General features: G+C 56.9%; 16 protein-coding genes. 10 read left to right on the top strand and 6 right to left on the bottom strand.

Annotated features, from left to right (window positions below; genetic code table 11):
* Window positions 1-4 precede the first annotated feature (4 nt).
* The 3 genes from ABWV33_RS17880 to ABWV33_RS17870 are packed head-to-tail and all read right to left on the bottom strand — an operon-like array spanning window position 5 to window position 3,502.
* Window positions 5-1,171 (bottom strand): M24 family metallopeptidase, encoded by a 1,167-nt coding sequence (locus tag ABWV33_RS17880; protein WP_353332691.1) that lies wholly within the window; start codon window positions 1,169-1,171, stop codon window positions 5-7.
* Entirely contained in the window at window positions 1,164-2,351 is a 1,188-nt protein-coding gene (locus ABWV33_RS17875; RefSeq protein WP_353332689.1) for a diaminopropionate ammonia-lyase, read from the bottom strand. Before ABWV33_RS17875 ends, ABWV33_RS17880 begins: the two co-directional genes overlap by 8 nt.
* Window positions 2,351-3,502 (bottom strand): amidohydrolase, encoded by a 1,152-nt coding sequence (locus ABWV33_RS17870; protein WP_353332687.1) that lies wholly within the window; start codon window positions 3,500-3,502, stop codon window positions 2,351-2,353. The genes ABWV33_RS17875 and ABWV33_RS17870 overlap by 1 nt, the downstream gene beginning before the upstream one ends.
* Window positions 3,503-3,627: 125 nt before the next feature.
* On the opposite strand from ABWV33_RS17870, the gene ABWV33_RS17865 reads away from it, so the two are divergent.
* Window positions 3,628-4,077, top strand: a complete 450-nt coding sequence (locus ABWV33_RS17865; protein ID WP_113822037.1) for an Lrp/AsnC family transcriptional regulator — start codon at window positions 3,628-3,630, stop codon at window positions 4,075-4,077.
* 6 nt (window positions 4,078-4,083) lie between these two features.
* Here the strand turns inward: ABWV33_RS17865 and ABWV33_RS17860 are convergent, their stop codons facing one another.
* Window positions 4,084-5,022 (bottom strand): MurR/RpiR family transcriptional regulator, encoded by a 939-nt coding sequence (locus ABWV33_RS17860; protein ID WP_353332685.1) that lies wholly within the window; start codon window positions 5,020-5,022, stop codon window positions 4,084-4,086.
* Window positions 5,023-5,076: 54 nt separating this feature from the next.
* Between ABWV33_RS17860 and ABWV33_RS17855 the strand changes: the two genes are divergently transcribed.
* Genes ABWV33_RS17855 through ABWV33_RS17845 form a run of 3 tightly spaced genes read left to right on the top strand, consistent with a single transcriptional unit; the run spans window position 5,077 to window position 9,564 of the window.
* Window positions 5,077-7,461, top strand: coding sequence for a GcvT family protein (locus tag ABWV33_RS17855; protein WP_353332683.1), 2,385 nt, complete (start codon window positions 5,077-5,079; stop codon window positions 7,459-7,461).
* A gap of 4 nt (window positions 7,462-7,465) precedes the next feature.
* Window positions 7,466-8,245 (top strand): beta-keto acid cleavage family enzyme, encoded by a 780-nt coding sequence (locus ABWV33_RS17850; protein WP_353332681.1) that lies wholly within the window; start codon window positions 7,466-7,468, stop codon window positions 8,243-8,245.
* Complete coding sequence (locus ABWV33_RS17845; RefSeq protein WP_353332679.1) at window positions 8,245-9,564, top strand: aspartate aminotransferase family protein; 1,320 nt, start codon at window positions 8,245-8,247, stop codon at window positions 9,562-9,564. Before ABWV33_RS17850 ends, ABWV33_RS17845 begins: the two co-directional genes overlap by 1 nt.
* A gap of 51 nt (window positions 9,565-9,615) precedes the next feature.
* Here ABWV33_RS17845 and ABWV33_RS17840 read toward each other — a convergent pair whose 3' ends face one another.
* Window positions 9,616-10,218 (bottom strand): pyridoxamine 5'-phosphate oxidase family protein, encoded by a 603-nt coding sequence (locus ABWV33_RS17840; RefSeq protein WP_113822041.1) that lies wholly within the window; start codon window positions 10,216-10,218, stop codon window positions 9,616-9,618.
* A 288-nt stretch (window positions 10,219-10,506) separates the two neighbouring features.
* On the opposite strand from ABWV33_RS17840, the gene ABWV33_RS17835 reads away from it, so the two are divergent.
* Window positions 10,507-11,262 carry a phosphatidylserine decarboxylase gene (locus ABWV33_RS17835; protein ID WP_353332737.1) on the top strand — a complete coding sequence of 252 codons (756 nt, stop codon included), beginning with the start codon at window positions 10,507-10,509 and terminating at the stop codon, window positions 11,260-11,262.
* Window positions 11,259-11,990 (top strand): CDP-diacylglycerol--serine O-phosphatidyltransferase, encoded by a 732-nt coding sequence (gene pssA / locus ABWV33_RS17830; RefSeq protein ID WP_113822043.1) that lies wholly within the window; start codon window positions 11,259-11,261, stop codon window positions 11,988-11,990. The genes ABWV33_RS17835 and pssA overlap by 4 nt, the downstream gene beginning before the upstream one ends.
* Before the next feature lie 6 nt (window positions 11,991-11,996).
* On the opposite strand, the gene ABWV33_RS17825 is transcribed toward pssA, so the two are convergent.
* Window positions 11,997-12,947: a GlxA family transcriptional regulator gene (locus ABWV33_RS17825; protein WP_353332677.1), complete on the bottom strand. Its 951-nt coding sequence runs from the start codon at window positions 12,945-12,947 to the stop codon at window positions 11,997-11,999.
* Between the two features lie 164 nt (window positions 12,948-13,111).
* On the opposite strand from ABWV33_RS17825, the gene ABWV33_RS17820 reads away from it, so the two are divergent.
* From ABWV33_RS17820 to ABWV33_RS17805, 4 genes are read left to right on the top strand one after another with little or no spacing between them, the layout of a single operon-like run.
* The gene (locus ABWV33_RS17820) at window positions 13,112-13,822 is read left to right on the top strand and encodes a GntR family transcriptional regulator (protein ID WP_353332675.1); all 711 of its coding nucleotides are present in this window, start codon (window positions 13,112-13,114) and stop codon (window positions 13,820-13,822) included.
* Between the two features lie 7 nt (window positions 13,823-13,829).
* Complete coding sequence (locus tag ABWV33_RS17815; RefSeq protein ID WP_121998908.1) at window positions 13,830-14,747, top strand: dihydrodipicolinate synthase family protein; 918 nt, start codon at window positions 13,830-13,832, stop codon at window positions 14,745-14,747.
* A 5-nt stretch (window positions 14,748-14,752) separates the two neighbouring features.
* The gene (locus ABWV33_RS17810; protein WP_353332673.1) at window positions 14,753-16,249 is read left to right on the top strand and encodes an aldehyde dehydrogenase; all 1,497 of its coding nucleotides are present in this window, start codon (window positions 14,753-14,755) and stop codon (window positions 16,247-16,249) included.
* Window positions 16,246-17,583 carry an NAD(P)/FAD-dependent oxidoreductase gene (locus ABWV33_RS17805; RefSeq protein ID WP_353332671.1) on the top strand — a complete coding sequence of 446 codons (1,338 nt, stop codon included), beginning with the start codon at window positions 16,246-16,248 and terminating at the stop codon, window positions 17,581-17,583. The genes ABWV33_RS17810 and ABWV33_RS17805 overlap by 4 nt, the downstream gene beginning before the upstream one ends.
* Window positions 17,584-17,606 lie beyond the last annotated feature (23 nt).

Raw genomic sequence — 17,606 nt, 5'->3', positions numbered from 1 at the left:
TCCCTCAGAGTATCGGTAATTCGCGCGCCGCACGGGTGCTCAGCAGGCGGGGCACCCCATCGGTCACAACGATGTTTTCTTCGTGAACCATGATACGGCCATCCCCATAACTAAGCGAGGGTTCCAGCGTCAGCACCATGTTTTCTTGCAGTTCAGTCTCATCAAAGGCGGCATGCGATGGCCATTCGGTCAGCTGCATCCCCAGCCCATGACCCAAACGGCCAACATCACCACCCTGATCATCCAACTCGGCAATGACAGTCTGCATCGCTGTAAAGAGATCCCGACAGGTAGCACCGGGTCGGGCGGCGTCCATTCCGGCCTCGGTCGCGCGCCAAAGCACATCATAAGCCCGCTTGGACAGATCATCCGCCTGACCAATGGCCCAGTTGCGATCAAAATCGCAAAAATACCCGTCAAACGTCGCGCCAGTGTCCAGCATCAAGATGTCACCGAATTGCAAGGGACGACGAGAGGGCGGCGAAATCACATCGTGATAGCCGCCTTGATCCGCACCCCCCACCAGATAGGGCACGTCATCCGCCCCCAAAGCCAGCGCCTCGCGTCGGAATGCACGAAACACTTCCTCAAACGGTTGGCCTTCGGTGGCAAAGCTGGGCACAGCGGCAAAGCTGCGCGAACCAATGTCACAGATATGGGCCAGCTTTTCGATCTCAGCTGTCGATTTGACCATGCGCAGGGATCGCACCAGCGGCGTGGCATCTGCGATTTCCAGCCCCGGCAAGGCGGCCATCAGGCGTTCGTAATCGCCCAACGGCATCCTAAGCGCGGTCTCATGCCCCTTCATCACACCAACACGCACGCCTTGGTGTGACAACGGGGTCAGGATTTCGAGCAGCAATGAAATCCCGTCATCTTCAGGCGCAGGCGCGCTCCACGTGCGAATATCATCCAGCCAAGTTTGCCGCATCAGGGCGGCGCCAATTTCAGGAATGATGGCGATGGGTTTCCCAGCCGCGGGCACAAACAAGAACCAAGGGCGTGTCGGGCTTTGCCAGAACAGTGTATGAAATCCACTGAAATAGCGGACTTCGGGTTCGGTCAACAATAAAAGGCCAGCTAAGCCCTGCTGGGCCATCAGTGCCTGTGCCTTGGCAGTGCGCTGTTCAAATTCAGCGTCAGCAAATCCGCGAACGGGGGCGTCAGACATTGCTGTCCTCCGCCATGACAGCTGCAAAGATCTCTGGATCTGTGATGCCTTCGGACCCGATGAGCAACACGCGCGAATTGCTGTCCAGACCCAGTGTTGCGCCGGTTATGCCTGCTTGCGCTGCGATCAGTGCGGCCAGTCCCGCAACCGCGCTTTCACCGGCTTCGACCACCGGATCATCTCCCAACGGACGGGCCAGCAATCGCATGGTGGGGCCAACGACACTGTCAGGGATTGTGACGTAATCGGTGGCTTCTTCGCGCAGGATGTCCCACGCCATTTCAGAGGGTTCACCGCAAGACAGGCCAGCCATGATGGTTTCTACCTCGATGTTCACAGCCGTCGGCGCATCCTTGCGGGCACTCTCATAGAGGCACGCGGCCATGTCAGGCTCGACGATCACCACGCGCGGGGATTGATCCCCCCAATACTGACGCAGCTTGGCCGCGACAGAGGCCGCCAACCCACCAACACCGCCCTGCAAGAAGACATGAGTAGGTGCATTGCCCAATGCGTCGCAGGCTTCGCGGGTCATCACGGAATATCCCGCCATAACATCGCGCGGTGGCTCGGAATAGCCGGGCCAGGATGTGTCAGACACCACAAACCAGCCGTTTTGTTCTGCCTCAGCGCGGGCCAGATCGACGGAATCGTCATAGTCCCCTTCGATCCGGATAACGTCAGCCCCCAGTTCCCGCATCGCTTGGGCGCGGCCTTCGCTGACTTCGGCGTGGATGTAGATCCGGCAGGGCGCGCCAAACCGTTTGCAGCCCCAAGCAAGCGAGCGACCATGGTTGCCATCCGTGGCCGAAACCAACGTGATCTTGGCGCAGTCATCGCTGTAATCGCCATTGCGGATATCGGCCAAGGTCACATCTTTGCCAAGGCGGCTGGACAGTTCTCGTTGCAGCACTCGCAGGGCGGCATAAGCCCCCCCAAGCGCCTTGAAACTGCCAAGGCCAAACCGCGGCCCTTCGTGTTTATAGTGGATTTCGCCGACGCCGATTTTGGCGGCCAGTGCAGGCAGCGAGACAAGCGGAGTGGGGGCATAGCCATCCCATTGGGTGATTTCGCCAATGGCCTGTCCAAAATTGTCTTGGCTCAGAACGCGGTGCGCTGCATCCCCCTGGTGACGTGCGCCTGTGGCATGCGCCATCGGCGCAGTTGCAAAGATATCCATCAGTTTTGTCCTTTGGTCAGGGGCAACCGGTCTTTGACCAATTGCGTCCAGAACGCCGCGCCAATCGGCAACAGCGCATCGTTGAAATCATAATCGGCGGCGTGCAACGGTTGTCCGCTCGCCCCCGTTTCGCCATTGCCCAACAACAGGAAACAGCCCGGAACGGCGGCGGTGAAATGGGCGAAATCTTCGGAAAAGCTCATCGGGGATCGGTTGCCGTCAACCTCCAGATCCAACGCTTTTGCAGCTTGGACCACCGCCTCTGTCGGCTCAATTGCATTGATGGTTTCGATGAATTCGGTGCGGAACTGTACGTCCACCTGAACGCCATGCGCGGCTGCAACGCCGTTTGCGATCTGGCGCATAAAGCGTTCGATCTGTTGACGATCCTCTGGCAGGCGGGCGCGGCAATCGCCTTTCAGCGTGGCCTGACCGGGCAAGACGTTGCGCTGCCCATCCGTCAGGAATTCGGTCACTGAAACAACCGCCCCGGCACTGGGCGCCAGTTTGCGGGCGACGATGGTTTGCAGCGCTTGCACCAGCTCTGCGCCCACGGTGATCGCATCCACTCCGACTTGCGGCATCGAGGCATGGCCGCCCTGACCGGTGATTGTGATTTCAAACAGGCTTTCGCTTGCACAAATTTGTCCGGGTCGTGTTGTAACCTGACCGGTTGGGGCGCCGGGGAGGTTGTGGATGGCATAGACTTCTTCCATCGGGAACTGCTCCAAAACGCCCTGATCGATCATCGCTTTGGCACCCAGACCGTGTTCTTCGTTGGGTTGGAACAGGAAAACAACTGTACCGTCGAAATCGGGGTTTTTCGCAAGGGTTTCGGCAGCGCCCAGCAACATGGTCATATGACCATCATGTCCGCAGGCGTGCATCACCCCATCGGTTTGGGACGCATAGTCCAGACCTGTGGCCTCGTGAATGGGCAGCGCATCCATGTCAGCGCGCAACCCGATCGCGCGATTGCCAGTACCGGCGCGCAGAATGCCGACCACGCCAACGCCTTCGTGGACCTCTATGCCGAGGTCGCGCAGATGTGTCGCGACGCGCGCACGGGTCTGGTGTTCCTGAAACCCAAGCTCTGGCGTGCGGTGAAAGGTCTGGCGCAGTGCGCGTAATTTGCTGTCAAAGTCGGACATGCGGGAATCCTGTCTGAATGGTGCGCCCAGAGTATTCATCTGCCGGGATGAATTTCATCGAGTTTCCGGGCAAACTGTACGAAATTGATTGTGTTTCGTACAAAGCGGGGGCATTTCATCGCGGTATGGATGACAAAGATCTTCAGATACTCCGCCTTGTGCAATCCAATGCGCGCCTTACGGCTGAATCCATCAGTCAGGACGTTGGCCTGTCCCCGCCTGCCGTGCAGAAGCGTCTAAAGAAGCTGCGCGAAACCGGTGCCATCGAACGCGAAATCGCGGTGGTGTCTCCGGCCAAGGTGGGCCGTGAGATGATGATCATCGTCGAGGTGATACTCGAACGGGAAAACCTTGCGCATCTGGATGCGTTCAAGCGGCGGATCCGGACGGCGGACTGTGTGCAGCAATGTTACTATACGACGGGCGAGGCGGATTTCGTGCTGATCCTGACGGTCAAAGACATCAAGGAATACGAACAGTTCACGCAAACGCATTTCTTTGAAGAATCCAACATCAGCCGGTTCAAAACATCTGTAGTGATGGATCGGGTCAAAGTGTCGTTGGACGTTATCTAAGCTCAGTTAGCGAATGCGCGGCAGTTTGGATGGGCTCCAATAGGCGCCGGATTCTTCGCGTACATCGTTGTAATTCCCGATCTTCTTGCGGATTTGATCGCCCCCTGCGGCCACCAAATGGCTGAGCAGACATTCAACCACCGCCATCGCGCCGACATAACAGCCAAAATAGTGGGTCGAATTGGCCGCCACGGTCAAAACATGGTCGGCCTCGATATTTGGGGCCACCAGTTCAGAATCCGAGATCAAGACGATCTTCATCCCACGTGCACGCGCAAATCTGAGCGCCTTGATCGTTTCGGCGCTGTAGGGTGCAAGGGTCATTGCGATCAACACATCATTGGCGGTGCCCTCGACCAGTTCGTCCACGGCGCTGCCCATATGGCGTGGGATCAAATTCAGATCGGGCAGGGCCATACGTCCCACATAGTGGAAATAATACGCGACCGCATAGCTGGCGCGCGTCGCAGTCACAAAACGCCGTTCTGCTTTCAGCAGGCAGTCCACGACCCCTTGTACTTTTTCCGGGGTCATCAGACGCAAAGAGCGGGAGACAATATTGATCTCATTTCGGGCAGCACGGGCTTGTAGCCCCCCGGTTTCACCAGCGCCCTGCATCCGGTTGATCCAGTCTTCGCCAAGATCGCGTTCGCCATCTGTGACCAAAGCCTCGCGGAAGGGTTCGCGGAACGCATCAAAGCTGTCGAAGCCCATTTTTTGCGCGAGCCGGACAAGCGAGTTGGGGCTGACCCCAATCGTGGACGCGGTTTCGCGGATTGGGTTCAGGCCGAAATCTGCTGGGTGATCAATAACGTACTTGGCAACCGCTTCAAGCCGTGGCGGCAGGGAGTCGATGTCGTCCTTGAGGCGTTCGATCAGGCGATGTTTTAGGCTTTGATCCATAAAGTCAGATAAAAACAAATGTTCTGCAAATAGCAAATACAAAAATATTGATCTGCGTCTAACTATGACCCAACGGAACCCAAAACGAGTCTTATCATGTCTCTCCCAACTCATGCCTCAGTGGTCGTCATCGGTGGCGGTATCATGGGGTGTTCGACCCTGTATCACCTTGCCAAAATGGGCGTCACAGATGCCATCCTGATCGAGCGGAACAAGCTGACCAGCGGCACCACATGGCATTCGGCGGCGCAGGTGCGGGCGCTGCGCCATTCGCAGAACCTGACGCGGATGATCCAGTATTCTGTCGATCTGTATGCGCAGCTGGAACAGGAAACCGGTCAGAACGTTGGCTGGATTCAAAAGGGATCGCTGTCGATCGCCACGACTGAGGACCGGATGATCCACGTCAAGCGGCAAGAGGCACTGGCCCATGCATATGGCGTCGAGGCGGTATCTGTGTCCGCTGGCGAGGCGAAAGAACGCTGGCCGTTGATGAATGCGGATGATGTGCTGGGCGCGGTCTGGTCTCCAGACGATGGGCGCGTATCCCCCAGCGATGTGTGCGCGGCTTTGGTCAAAGCGGCCAAGGGACTTGGCGCGCGGATCTTTGAAGACACCGGCGTGACCGGCATCTTGACCGAAAACGGCAAGGTTGTTGGCGTTGAAACCACCCAAGGCACCGTGTCGTGTGATGCGATTGCATTGTGTACCGGTCTTTGGTCGCGCGAAATGGGGGCCATGGCCGGGGCGGAGATTCCGGCGCTGGCGTGCGAACACTTTTATCTGTTGACCAAGCCGATTGACGGCATTGTTGGCAACATGCCGACGCTCAGCGACCACGATAACCATCTCTATATTCGGGACGATTCAGGCGGATTGCTGGTTGGCTGTTTCGAACCCATGGGCAAACCGATCAAACCGGGCATTCTGGACGAGAATTTCGAATTCGGTCTGTTAGGCGAAGATTGGGAACACTTTGAGCCCATGATGATGAATGCGCTGCATCGCCTGCCCGCGTTGGAAACCGCCGAAGTTAAAATGCTGTTGAACGGACCAGAAAGCTTTACGCCGGATGGGATGTTCATGCTGGGGGAAACCGCTGAAACCAAGGGGTTGTTCCTGGGCTGTGGTATGAACTCGGTGGGTATGGCGTCGGGTGGGGGCGCAGGCATGAACCTTGCACATTGTATCGTGCATGGTCGGACGGCCTATGATCTGGGCGAAGCGGATGCAAAACGCTTTGCGCCGGTGTTCAACAGTCTTGACCACCTGATGGCGCGTGCGCCTGAAATTCTGGGCACCCATTACGAAATTGCATTTCCGGGGCGGCAGCTCTCAACGGCTCGGAATCTGCGTGCCCTGCCGCTGGAGCAATCCTATAAGGCGGCAGGGGCGCACTTTGGCCAGTTTTATGGCTGGGAACGCCCGCTTTATTTCGGCAAAACGGCCGAACCTCAGATGACCTTTGGCAAGCCGGATTGGTTCGACAACGTCGCGGCCGAGGTCAAGGCGGCCCATGAAACTGCGGCGATCTTTGATGCGTCACCCTTTGGTAAGATCGAAGTGCAAGGCGCAGATGCCGAGGCGTTCCTGCAGCACGTCTGTGCGTCGAACATGGCCAAGGCACCGGGCAGCGCGATCTATTCTGCGGTTCTGAACGAGCGGGGCACCTATGAATCCGACATCACCGCGCACCGTATTGCAAACGATCATTATCGTCTGTTTGTGGGTACCAACGCGATCAAACGGGATCTGTCGTGGTTCAAGCGCCACTCCGATGGGTTTGATGTGACCCTGACAGACAGCACCGAAGAATATGCTGTTTTGGGCCTGATGGGGCCAGAGGCAGCACGGATCGCCGCCGAAGTTGGTGCGCCAGAGCTGAACGAGCTGGGGTATTTCAAAGTTGGCCCGGCACATATTGCGGGTAAACATGTGCGCGCGGTCCGCATGTCTTATGTGGGCGAGGCCGGGTGGGAGATCACCATGAAGGCCGAGAACACGCAGGCGGTTTATGACGCTCTGGTCGCAGCAGGGGCGGCACCGGCGGGCATGTATGCGCAATCTTCGATGCGGATTGAAAAGGGCTTTGCCGCGATGGGTCACGAGCTGGACAGTGACATCACCCCGATTGAAACCGGCATGGATATGATGGTGTCCAAGAAGAAAGAGTTTGTGGGCTCTGCGGCACTGGTCGAACGACGGGCCACTGGCAAGCGGTCGTTGATGACGGTCATCATTGATGATGTGAACGCGGTGCCTTTGGGACACGAGCCGATCTATTTCGGGGGTAAAATCGTCGGGCACACCACCTCGGCCAGCTTTGGCTATCGCATTGGCAAGCCGATCTGTCTGGCCAGTGTCCATATGGATGACGCAGACGGGGCCGAGGTCGAGATGGACATAGCGGGCACGCGGTTTGCGGCGCGGGTGCAATTTGCGCCAGCCTATGATCCGACCGGCAGCCGGATGAGAGGGTAACACGATGCCTTTGCCAGTAATCACAGTCGCGCCCAACGGGGCGCGACGTCAGCGCAGCGATCACCCGGCCTTGCCGGTGACAACAGATCAGATCGCTGAAACCGCGCGCGCCTGTCAGCTGGCGGGGGCGCAGGCGCTGCATTTGCACGTGCGCGATGACACAGGCCGCCATTCGCTGGATCCGGGTCGCTATCGCGAGGCGATGGCAGCGGTTGAGGCTGCGGCCCCGGGCATGGCGATCCAAATCACGACCGAGTCCGGCGGGAATTTTGATGTGGCTGCGCAGTATCAGACGCTTGAGGCGCTGCGCCCCGCAGCGGCCAGCATTTCCGTGCGAGAGATGGCGCGGGATTCCGACATTGCAGCACGTACCTATGCCCTGTGTGCTGAGGCGGGAACCGAGGTGCAGCATATCCTGTATGGGCCGGATTGCATCAAGACGCTGTTGGACTGGCGACATTCTGGCCTGATCCGTCAGGCTCAAAATCAGGTGATTTTTGTCCTTGGGCAGTACAATCCGCCGGTTCTGGCACGACCCGAGGGGCTGATGCCGTTCCTGAAAGACACCAAAGAGGCCAATCTTGATTGGACAGTCTGTGCCTTTGGTCGCTACGAACACTCCTGTCTGCTTGAATCGCTGAAACACGGCGGCGCGGTGCGGATCGGGTTTGAGAATAACACTGAAACACCAAACGGCGAGGTTTTCGCCGACAACGCGGCTTCGGTTGCTGCATTTGTCCGCGCAGCCGAAACTGCGGGACACACATTGAACGAGGTTGCCTGATGAGCCATGTCTTTCCACGCCACACCAAAGCCAACCCACCCACAGCCGTATCGGGCGATGGCTGCTATTTGATTGATGCTGATGGCAAGCGGTATTTCGACGGATCCGGTGGCGCTGCGGTGTCCTGTCTGGGCCATTCAGATGCCGAAGTGATCAAAGCGGTGCAGGATCAGGTGGCAAAGCTGGCCTTTGCCCATACGGGGTTTTTGACCTCGGAACCCGCCGAGGAACTGGCGGATCTGTTGATTGCAAACGCACCGGGTGATCTGGACCGGGTCTATTTCGTGTCGGGCGGGTCCGAGGCGACGGAATCTGCCATCAAGTTGGCGCGTCAGTACCATCTGGAACGCGGCGAGCCACAACGCCGCCACATCATCGCGCGGCGTCAAAGTTATCACGGCAATACCTTGGGGGCCTTGGCGGCGGGTGGCAATGAATGGCGGCGCCAGCAGTTTGCACCTTTGTTGATTGATATCAGCCATATCGCGCCTTGCTATGAATATGTGGACCGTGCCGAGGACGAAAGCGCCTTTGATTACGGTCAGCGCGCGGCGCAGGATCTAGAGGATGAAATCCTGCGGTTGGGCGAAGACAGCGTCATGGCTTTCATGGCCGAGCCTGTTGTGGGTGCAACCTCGGGTGCGGTGCCTGCGGTTGAGGGGTATTTCAAACGCATCCGAGAAATCTGTGACAAGTATGGCGTGTTGTTGATTTTGGACGAGGTGATGTGCGGCATGGGCCGTACCGGGCATCTGTTCGCCTGCGACGCGGATGGGGTCGCGCCTGACATCTTGTGCATCGCCAAAGGCTTGGGGGCTGGATATCAGCCGATTGGTGCGATGCTGTGTTCCAAGCAGATTTATCAGGCGATCGAAGACGGGTCTGGGTTTTTCCAGCACGGTCACACCTATCTTGGACACCCGGTTGCGACAGCTGCGGCTTTGGCCGTTGTCAAAACCATGCTGGATCGGGGACTGGTGCAGCGCAGTGCTGAGATGGGTGAAAAACTGCAATCTGCATTGGTGCAGAAGTTTGGCCAGCACCCAAATGTTGGCGATATCCGGGGGCGGGGGTTGTTTCGTGGCATTGAGCTGGTCGCGGATCGCGAAACCAAAACGCCGTTTGATCCCAAACTTGGACTGGCCAAAAAGATCAAGAAAGCCGCATTTGAGGCCGGTTTGATTTGCTATCCAATGTCAGGCACACGGGATGGTGTGCATGGGGATCACATCCTGTTGGCACCGCCCTTTATCCTGACCGACGAACAGATCGATGAGATCGTCACCAAGTTGGATCTGGCGATTACACAATCGCTGTAAGACACCTGAGTTGGGCCCAACTGAATGGGCCCAACTCAGATCTAAGGATGTTCACCACATGCGCGTTTTGGCGTATTCTGGATATCCGCTGTCATAGCTTTCAGCATCAAAATTGCTTTGCATCTCTTTGACGAATTGCCCGGCGGTTGGAACTGATGCGCTTTCGTCCGGGCTGCTCCAGAGGGCTGATCGCATCAGGGCCTTGGCGCATTGAAAATAGAGCTCATCAATGGTGATCACGATGACGGTTTTCGGGCTGGTGCTGCGCTTTTTGAATTGTTCGGTCACGGAGGGGTCAGCGGTAATAGCCCCTGTTCCGTTGACTCGCACCACGTTGTTGGACCCGGGCACCATGAACATCAGACTGACCCGGTTGTCGCGCACAATGTTCCTGAGCGAGTCGATCCGGTTATTACCGCGCCAATCGGGCAAAAGGATTGTCTTGTCATCTGCAATTGTGACGACTGGTTCATTGTCCCCGCGGGGGCTGGCATCGGTGCCCTCGGGGCCGATTGTCGACAGGATCACAAAGCGCGATGCGCCGATCCAAGTGCGATAGTGCGGGGTGATGCGTGGCGTGACTTTGGTAAGCGACGCGGGCACCGGGGCATCATAGAGTGCCTCAAGCGCGGCCAGTGTGTCGATAGTCTGCATAGGGGCCTCTTGCTGTGTCTACGTGCGGCCACTTTGTCTGTTTTGGGCGTGGGGGCAAGGGTTTTTCACGGCGCAATACTGCCCTTTGGGGGCTGTTAAGACCTATCACGATATGATGTCGCGTCGATCAAATGCATTGGCTTTATGGGTTGTGTGTCGTAGCGAAGGCCGATCATTGCGCCACCTGATTCCAAAGCCCCCAAATTGTAGCAGGGGTGTCAGGCAAGCAGGCGGCATTTGCGAAACACTCACCGGTTATGGTGGGTTTGTCGCATTCTGCCTATTGCTATCGATGGGGCATGCCGTAATGAACAAGTTTGTAACAGAAATGCTGCGGAAGTAGGACGCACTATGAATATGCTCAAAATCGTGGCGGTGCCGATGCACCCCGAGGGTCGTAAGTTTGTTGCGACATTTGCAGCGATCAGTGTCGCGGCCGGATTCCTTTTTGAACCCTTGTTCTGGATCGGTTTGGGTCTGACCGTCTGGTGTTACTACTTTTTCCGCGATCCTGTGCGTTCGGTGCCGACCGATGAAGGATTAATCGTGTCACCCGCTGATGGGGTGGTGTCGTTGATAACGGAAACCGTGGCCCCGCCGGAGCTGGGGCTGGGGGATGCGCCCCGGATCCGTGTGTCTGTTTTCATGAGCGTTTTCAATTGCCATGTGAACCGGATGCCAATGACTGGCGAAGTGACCAAAATCGTCTATCACAAAGGTAAATTTGTGAACGCTTCTTTGGACAAAGCCAGCGAACATAACGAGAGAAACGGACTTGCGATCCGCCGGAACGATGGCACCGATATCGCAGTTGTGCAGATCGCAGGTTTGGTTGCGCGTCGCATCGTTTGCTTTACGAAAGAGACAGAAACCCTCAGTGTTGGGGAACGATTTGGTTTGATCCGCTTTGGAAGTCGTCTAGATGTGTATCTCCCCGTAGGTGTGCAGCCGTTGGCAACACTGGGGCAAACCACAACCGCAGGCGAAACTGTCCTGGCCACACTTGGCGAAGAGCAAAGCAAGCGATTAGGGACCATGATATGAAGCGAGCGGGATCCGGGTTTTCAAGTGGGTATCTGACACGCAATATCCCCAATGCGGTGACTGTCTTGTCACTTTGTTCGGGGCTGACGTCGTTGCGGATGACCCTGATGGACCGGCTGGAACCCGCTATCTATCTTATTCTAATCGCGATTATTTTGGACGGTTTGGATGGGCGCGTGGCACGCCTGCTCAAGGCAGAAAGCCGATTTGGCGCGGAACTGGATTCGTTCTCTGATTTCCTGTGCTTTGGCATCGCGCCGGGCCTGTTGCTGTATCGTTTCATGTTTGATGGCACGGACCAGATGGGCATTGGCTGGGCTGTGGTCTTGTTTCTGGTTGTGTGCTGCATGTTGCGTCTGGCGCGATTTAATGTGGCCAGTTCAGAGCCTGAGACCAACGGATCGTCGGCCTTTGTGGGGGTTCCGGCCCCGGCTTTGGCGTTCCTGTCGCTGTTGCCGATCTATCTGAAGCAAAGTGGTTTTACACCAACTGACTTTTTCCAAGACATCTTTCTTGTGTACTTGGTTGGTGTTGCGCTTTTGGCAATCAGCACGATCCCGACCTATTCGCCAAAAATGTTCAAAATGAAATCAGCCAACGCGCGGGTGGTGTCGTTTATTGGCGCAGTGTTCTTGGTGCTGATCCTGTCCTTCTCTTGGTATTCGTTTGCATTGCTGGCGTTGCTTTATCTGCTTTCAATTCCGCTGCTGGCGTTTCGCTATCGCTGAGCAGGCTTAGCTAAGCCTGCTGCGCTGAACTGAGGGTGTGACGCCAAAGGCGGCCCTGTAAACACGGGAGAAGTGGCCAGCACTTTCAAAGCCGCAAGCGAGCGAGATTTCGGTCACGGACCCCTCGGTTTGCAGCAAGAGATGGCGAGCCCGTTCCAGGCGGATTTCAACGTAATATTTTTTGGGTGAACAGTTCAGGAACTTTCCGAACAAGCGTTCCATCTGCCGCGTTGAAATGCCGACTTCTTCGGCAATGAGTGTGGGCGAGATGGGGTATTCGATGGTTTCGTGCATCTTTTGAATGGCGCGGGCCAGGTGCTTGTTGCGCATCCCGTGACGCGATTGCAGCGAAACCCGTTGTTCTGCCGTGGCGTCGCGCACTGCGTTGTAGACCATTTGATCGGATACAGCGACCGACAGGTCATAGCCGTGATCACGTTCAATCATGTGCAGCATCAGGTCCGCTGTTGCGGTCCCGCCCGATGCGGTGATGATCTTTTCATCTGAAACAAAGACATTTCGGACAAGGTTGACCTGCGGAAACTCTTCCATGAACCCATCATGGAATTCCCAATGTATCGCGGTTTGGATTCCCGTCAGAAAGCCCGCTTTTGCCAAAACATAGGCGCCCGAGCACAGCGCGCCAATTTTTGTTCCACGCGCCCGTTCCCTGCGGAGGCAGGCAAGCAAAGACTTGTCTGTATGATCCTGAACCCGAATGCCCGACAACACAAACAAGCGGTCACAGTCCGGCAGCGCATCTTGTTTATGATGAACCAAGGTTACGGATCCGTTCGAACAGGTCGCGGTCTCGCCGTTCTCAGAGGCATATGACCACGTATAAAGTTCTTTTCCGCTTACCAGATTGGCTATCCGCAAGGGTTCGACGGCACAGGAAAATGCGATGTGGGTAAAGTCGTGGACCAGAAGAAAGATGAAATGCTGAGGTTTAGACATTGGGGAGCTTTCTGGTGGCGCGTGGGGTGAGTCGGTTGCGACGCTGTTTTGCTCAGGTATTTTTATTGTGTACAAATTGTATTTTCAAGTCTAATCAGTAATCGACTCACGGTTTGTGCAGGTTTCATTTGCAGCAAACAGACACTCAGAAATGAGGGGAAGACATGAAAGACACGTCCAAACAGCGCAAAGCTGAGCTTTATGCGCATCTCAAGTCGGCTGTCATGACATTGGAACTGCGCCCCGGTGCCGATTTGGATGAGGCAAGCCTGAGCGAAGATTTTTCTTTGTCGCGCACCCCCTTGCGTGAGGTGTTTCGTCAATTGGCGGGCGAGGGGTATCTTGACCTGCGCGAAAATCGCGGGGCGCGGGTCAGTGAAATGTCGCACACCACCCTGCGCGACTTCTTTCTGGCGGCCCCGATGGTTTACGGCGCAGTGCTGCAATTGGCGGCGCAAAATGCGCGGCCCGAACAGATTGTCGATTTGAAGGCCGCACAAGAGGATTTCAAAGCCGCCCTGCATCGCGGTGATGGCGCGGCGCGTGCAATGGCAAACAACCGGTTCCACGAGGTCACGGGTGAAATGGCTGACAACATTTACCTGATGCCGTCGTTTCAGCGTCTGTTGATTGACCACGCGCGAATTTCGATGACCTTCTACCGTCCGCAAGACGCCCGCATGGCTGACAACGTGTCAGAGGCCAGCGCCCAACATGATGCAATTATTGCCGCGATTGAGGTCAAAGATGCCGCAGCTGCCGCGCAATTGGCGATTGATCACTGGAATCTGTCGCGCGACCAAATCGAACTTTTTGTAATGCCCGCCGGGTTGGATATGCCGTTGGGCACCATGGCGCGCAAAACCCCTGCATGAGGACATGATGACTCCGATTTTCAAATTCGAGGGGATCTATACCCCTGTCGTGACGCCGTTTCACGATGATGGCAGCGTCCATTGGGAGGCTCTGGCCGAGGTGATCGAATTCCTGATCAGTTCTGGCGTGCATGGGCTGATCTCAGGCGGATCAACCGGTGAGAACTACGCACAGGGTGTCGAGGAACGCATTGCAGTGGCCAAATTCACCCGCGAACAATCCAAAGGCCGGGTGCCTGTAATTGTTGGGACCGGGGCCATGATGACGCCGGATTCAATCGCTTTGGCAACCGGCGCGCGCGAGATCGGCGCCGATGCGATCTTGCTGGCCACGCCGCCCTATTCGGTTCCAACAGAACGGGAAAACGCATTGAATGCGTTGGCCATCGACAAGGCCGCGAACTTGCCTGTGATGCTGTATAACTATCCAGGTCGCATGGGCGTGCACATGGGCGAAGAGTTCTTGGACCGGGTGGGACGGTCCCGCAATATCTGTGCGATCAAAGAAAGCTCAGGCGATATCAACCGGGTGCACCTGCTGGCGCGCGACTATCCACATATTCAAATGTCCTGTGGCATGGATGATCAGGCGCTGGAATTCTTTGCCTGGGGTGCGCGCAGTTGGGTTTGCGGTGGGTCGAACTTTTTGCCGGCTGAACATCTGGCGCTGTACAATGCCTGCGCGGTCGAGGGCAATTTCGACAAAGGTCGCCGGATCATGGCGGCGATGATGCCCTTGATGCGCGTGTTGGAGCAGGGCGGGAAATTCATTCAATGCATCAAGCATGGCGTGACTTTGAATGGGATAGATACCGGCCCAATGCGTCCGCCGCTCAAGGGGTTGAACAAAGACGATAAACGCGCCTTGGAACAGGTGATCAAGGTGCTGAAACGCACCATCGCTGACATTCAGGCAGAGGGGTAAGAGCCATGGATTTGCTGACACAAGAAGAATACCGCGCCCTTGCTGGCGACCTTACCTTGCCGGTGAATGCCTATATCGACGGTGGATACCGCCCCGCGGCATCGGGCAAAACCTTTGCCACTGTGAACCCGGCAACGGGCGAAACACTCGCAGAGATTGCCGCCTGCGGGGCCGAGGATGTGGATTTCGCCGTCTCCAAAGCACGCGACGCGTTTGAGGATGGGCGCTGGTCACGGATGCACCCGTCAGAGCGGAAGGATATCCTGATCCGCTTTGCCAAGTTGTTGACGCGAAACGCCCGCGAGCTGGCCGTGATGGAAAGCATCGACAGCGGCAAAACCATCTTTGACTGCGAAACGGTGGATATCCCCGAAACGATCCATTGCATCAAGTGGCACGCCGAAGCGATCGACAAAATCTATGATCAGGTTTCGCCGGCGTCGGACGATCATATTGCGATGGTCGTACGCGAACCGATTGGCGTCGTGGGGCTGGTGCTGCCATGGAATTTCCCATTGCTTATGTTGGCGTGGAAAATTGGCCCAGCTTTGGCCGCTGGCTGTTCACTTGTCGTGAAACCTGCCGCCGAAACGTCGTTGACCACACTGCGGGTGGCAGAAATTGCAGCCGAAGCGGGCCTACCGCGCGGGGTGCTGAATATTGTGCCCGGTGGCGGTGCCGAGGTGGGCGAACCCATTGGTCGGCATATGGACATTGATATGGTGTCGTTCACCGGCTCAACCGCAACCGGCAAGCGGTTCCTGAGCTACTCCGCCGAAAGCAATGCCAAAGAGGTGGTGCTGGAAATGGGTGGTAAGAACCCGGCCGTTGTGATGGAGGATGCCGAAAATCTGGACCGTGTGGCGCAACACATCGTCAATGGTGCGTTCTGGAACATGGGTGAAAACTGTTCCGCCTCGTCGCGCCTGATTGTGCATCGTGATGTAAAGGCCGAGCTGATGGAGCGCATCGCCATACATGCGCGCCACTGGAATGTGGGGGATCCGTTGGACCCAGAAATCCGTATGGGGGCACTGGTCAGCGAAACCCATTATAACAAAGTATGCGGGTATCTGGATCAGGCGGATGATGTTGCAATCGGTGGCAAAGCGGAAAACGGATTTGTCGAGGCGACAGTGGTCCACATCCCCGGAAATGATCACCCCTTGGCACGCGAAGAGATCTTTGGTCCGGTTCTGTCGGTGATCGAAGTGGGCGGTTTTGACGAGGCGATTAAAATCGCCAATGACACCGATTACGGTCTGTGCGCGTCTTTGTTCACGGCCAACGCCAAACGCGCCATTCGCGGCGCGCGGATGTTGCGGGCCGGGACGGTGACGGTCAACAGCTTTGGCGAGGGCGACATTTCGACCCCGTTTGGGGGCTACAAGCAGTCCGGCTTTGGCGGGCGCGACAATTCCTTGCACGCGCATGATCAGTACACTCAACTGAAAACCATCTGGATTGACCTGAGCGACGATGCTGACGAGGCAATCGATTGACCGCCTACAGGGCCAAGAGACTGCCGGTTCAACGTGGACCGGCAGCTTGGAACACAATTCTGGGGCCTCAGGCCGCTCCAGAGGTGCTGCGGGCCGATCTAACGGCTGATTTTGTGATCGTTGGGGGCGGGTTTGCAGGCTTGTCAGCTGCGCGTCGGTTGACCCAATTGCAGCCAGATGCCCGCGTTGTCGTGTTAGAGGCAGGGCGCGTGGCCCAAGGCGCGGCGGGGCGGAATTCCGGCTTTATGATCGATCTGCCGCATGATTTGGCCTCGGACGATTATGCGGGATCTGGGGATGATCAGGCCCTGATTGGTCTCAATCGGCAAGCGATTGCATTTGGCAGGGCGGCGGTTGAGGAATATGGCATTGATCCCGCCTATTTTGATCCTGCGGGTAAGGTGAACGGCGCAGCCAGCGCTGCGGGTCATGACCACAATCTCAGCTATGCCAAACATCTCGCCTCGCTTGGTGAAACGTCTGACATGCTGGATCAGCACCAGATGCAGGACCTCACAGGGTCGCCGCATTATCGCTCGGGCCTCTACACGCCGGGAACTGTGACGTTGCAGCCAGCGGGCTACATTCGTGGATTGGCGCGCGGTCTGCGTGATCGGGTGCAGGTGTTTGAGAATTCCGCCGTTACCGGGTTCACGCGGCAAGGTCAGGATTGGATGGTGCGCACAGAAACCGGGTCGGTGTCTGCCGCCAAAGTTATACTGGCCAACAACGGGCATCTGGAAAGCTTTGGCATTGAACGTGGCCGGTTGATGCAACTGTTTCTCTTTGCCTCGATGACACCTGATTTGGATGCAGAGACGTTGAAGCGTCTCGGGGGTGCCCCGCGATGGGGCGTCACGCCGTCAGATCCGATGGGCACCACGATGCGCCGGATTGATACCGCGCAGGGAGGTAATCGAGTCATCACGCGCACATGTGCGGTGTTGCGGCCCGGCATGACCGCAAGTCAGGGCGACGTAGATCGCGCAGCGCGCGTTCAGCAGGGCAAGTTTGACCAACGGTTTCCGCAACTGGCGGGGATGGCGATGGAATACAAATGGGCCGGGCACCTTTGTCTGTCACTGAATGGCGTGTCCGTGATGCGTGCCGTGGATGATGGAGTGTTTTCTGCCTGTGTCCAGAACGGGCTTGGAACGGCGCGGGGCACCCTGACCGGAATGGGCGCGGCAGAAATGGCATGCGGTGAAGATACCGAAATCACGCGATATTTCACGGCTGAAGCGCAGCCCAAAGCGCTGCCCCCTAGGCCTTTGTCCGATATCGGTGCGAATGTTGTTTTGCGGTGGAAAGAGTGGCGCGCAGGCAATGAATAGCGCGCCATAACCCATATCTTCTA

The sequence above is a fragment of the Phaeobacter sp. NW0010-22 genome (assembly GCF_040365955.1).
Classification (GTDB): domain Bacteria; phylum Pseudomonadota; class Alphaproteobacteria; order Rhodobacterales; family Rhodobacteraceae; genus OMPR01.
The sequence above is the reverse complement of the archived record's forward strand: the minus strand, read 5'-3'. Positions and strand labels throughout refer to the sequence as shown.

Coding starts and splice junctions, on each gene's coding strand:
- ABWV33_RS17880 (WP_353332691.1), bottom strand. CDS start 1,171: ATGTCTGACGCCCCCGTTCGCGGATTTGCTGACGCTGAATTTGAACAG.
- ABWV33_RS17875 (WP_353332689.1), bottom strand. CDS start 2,351: ATGGATATCTTTGCAACTGCGCCGATGGCGCATGCCACAGGCGCACGT.
- ABWV33_RS17870 (WP_353332687.1), bottom strand. CDS start 3,502: ATGTCCGACTTTGACAGCAAATTACGCGCACTGCGCCAGACCTTTCAC.
- ABWV33_RS17865 (WP_113822037.1), top strand. CDS start 3,628: ATGGATGACAAAGATCTTCAGATACTCCGCCTTGTGCAATCCAATGCG.
- ABWV33_RS17855 (WP_353332683.1), top strand. CDS start 5,077: ATGTCTCTCCCAACTCATGCCTCAGTGGTCGTCATCGGTGGCGGTATC.
- ABWV33_RS17850 (WP_353332681.1), top strand. CDS start 7,466: ATGCCTTTGCCAGTAATCACAGTCGCGCCCAACGGGGCGCGACGTCAG.
- ABWV33_RS17845 (WP_353332679.1), top strand. CDS start 8,245: ATGAGCCATGTCTTTCCACGCCACACCAAAGCCAACCCACCCACAGCC.
- ABWV33_RS17840 (WP_113822041.1), bottom strand. CDS start 10,218: ATGCAGACTATCGACACACTGGCCGCGCTTGAGGCACTCTATGATGCC.
- pssA (WP_113822043.1), top strand. CDS start 11,259: ATGAAGCGAGCGGGATCCGGGTTTTCAAGTGGGTATCTGACACGCAAT.
- ABWV33_RS17825 (WP_353332677.1), bottom strand. CDS start 12,947: ATGTCTAAACCTCAGCATTTCATCTTTCTTCTGGTCCACGACTTTACC.
- ABWV33_RS17820 (WP_353332675.1), top strand. CDS start 13,112: ATGAAAGACACGTCCAAACAGCGCAAAGCTGAGCTTTATGCGCATCTC.
- ABWV33_RS17815 (WP_121998908.1), top strand. CDS start 13,830: ATGACTCCGATTTTCAAATTCGAGGGGATCTATACCCCTGTCGTGACG.
- ABWV33_RS17810 (WP_353332673.1), top strand. CDS start 14,753: ATGGATTTGCTGACACAAGAAGAATACCGCGCCCTTGCTGGCGACCTT.